This window comes from Kocuria atrinae C3-8 (assembly GCF_000286355.1).
Classification (GTDB): domain Bacteria; phylum Actinomycetota; class Actinomycetes; order Actinomycetales; family Micrococcaceae; genus Kocuria; species Kocuria atrinae_A.
The window spans coordinates 1-1,193 of the sequence record NZ_AJXN01000220.1; the positions used below are offsets into that span (position 1 = coordinate 1).

General features: G+C 70.5%; 3 protein-coding genes. All 3 read left to right on the top strand.

From position 1 onward, the window contains the following. Window positions 1–17 precede the first annotated feature (17 nt). Window positions 18–233, top strand: coding sequence for a hypothetical protein (locus YO9_RS19375; RefSeq protein ID WP_223286726.1), 216 nt, complete (start codon window positions 18–20; stop codon window positions 231–233). Next, window positions 199–981 (top strand): aminotransferase class I/II-fold pyridoxal phosphate-dependent enzyme, encoded by a 783-nt coding sequence (locus YO9_RS0115995; protein WP_223286725.1) that lies wholly within the window; start codon window positions 199–201, stop codon window positions 979–981. Before YO9_RS19375 ends, YO9_RS0115995 begins: the two co-directional genes overlap by 35 nt. Window positions 982–994: 13 nt before the next feature. Continuing rightward, the coding region (locus YO9_RS19380; RefSeq protein WP_262925739.1) for a PLP-dependent transferase at window positions 995–1,193 on the top strand (199 nt) is incomplete at its 3' end.

Genomic DNA, 1,193 nt, shown 5'->3' on the forward strand with positions numbered 1-1,193 from the left:
AAATCGGCGCGGACCGCGTGTGGGTCAACCCGGACTGCGGTCTGAAGACCCGCGGCTGGCCCGAGACCGAGGCCGCCTCGATCGCCTCGTGGCCGCCGCCGTCACCGTGCGCGCTGAGCTCGCCAACGACGACGCCGCGTCCGCACCCGCCGCTACCCCCGCTGAAACCCTGGCCCGCGCATCCGAAGGGAGCCTCCTGTGACCGAGCAGACCAAACCCGCACCCCTGGGTAGCCCCATTGTGGCGCCCATCCACCACAGTGCGGCGTACGCGTTCAACACCCTGGCAGATGCCCGCGCGGTCTTCGCCCAGCGCGCTGCCGGCTACACCTACGCCCGCACCGGCAACCCGAACGTCACGGCGCTGGAGAGCGCGGTGACCAAGCTGGAACGGGCCGAGTGCGCCGTCGCAACCTCGTCCGGTCAGGCCGCGGTGACCCTGGCGTTGCTCGCGCTGACCGGGCCGGTCAACGGGCACGTGGTGGCGTCTTCGCACCTGTACGGCGGCACCGTGGACCTGCTCACGGACACCCTGGCCGAGACTGGATTGACCGTGACGTTCGCGGATCCGCGGTACCCGGAGCAATGGGAAGCCGCGGTCACGCCGGAGACTCGGGTGTTCTTCCTGGAGTCGATCGCCAACCCGCTCGCGGACCTCCCCGAGTTGGACGCCATCGCGGACATCGCCCACCGCAACGGTGCCGTGGTGATCGTGGACAACACCGTGGCCACGCCTCACTTGTTCACACCCGGTGAGCACGGGGCTGACCTGGTGATCCACTCGGCACCAAGTACCTGTCCGGTCACGGCGGCCCCCTGGGCGGTCTGTTGGTGGACACCGGCAACTTCGACCCGACCGAAGATCCGGAGCGGTGGCCGTGGCTCACCACCCCGCACCCCCGCTGGGCAACCGCTCCCCCGTGGAGGTCTACGGCGCCAAGCGAGCGCTGCTGGGTGTGGCCCGGTGCAAGTACCTCAATGACCTGGGCCCGTGCATGACCGCCATCACCGCGCACGAGATCCTGCAGGGAATCTCCACGCTGGGAGTGCGCGTGGAGCGGCAGTCGGCCACGGCGGCGTCGTTGGCGGCGACCCTCAACCGACACCCGGCCGTGGCGCGCGTGCACCACCCGCATTTCGGGGCGCGCGGCAGGAAGAGCTGTACGACCAGGGCGGCTATCGCGGCACCGGCGG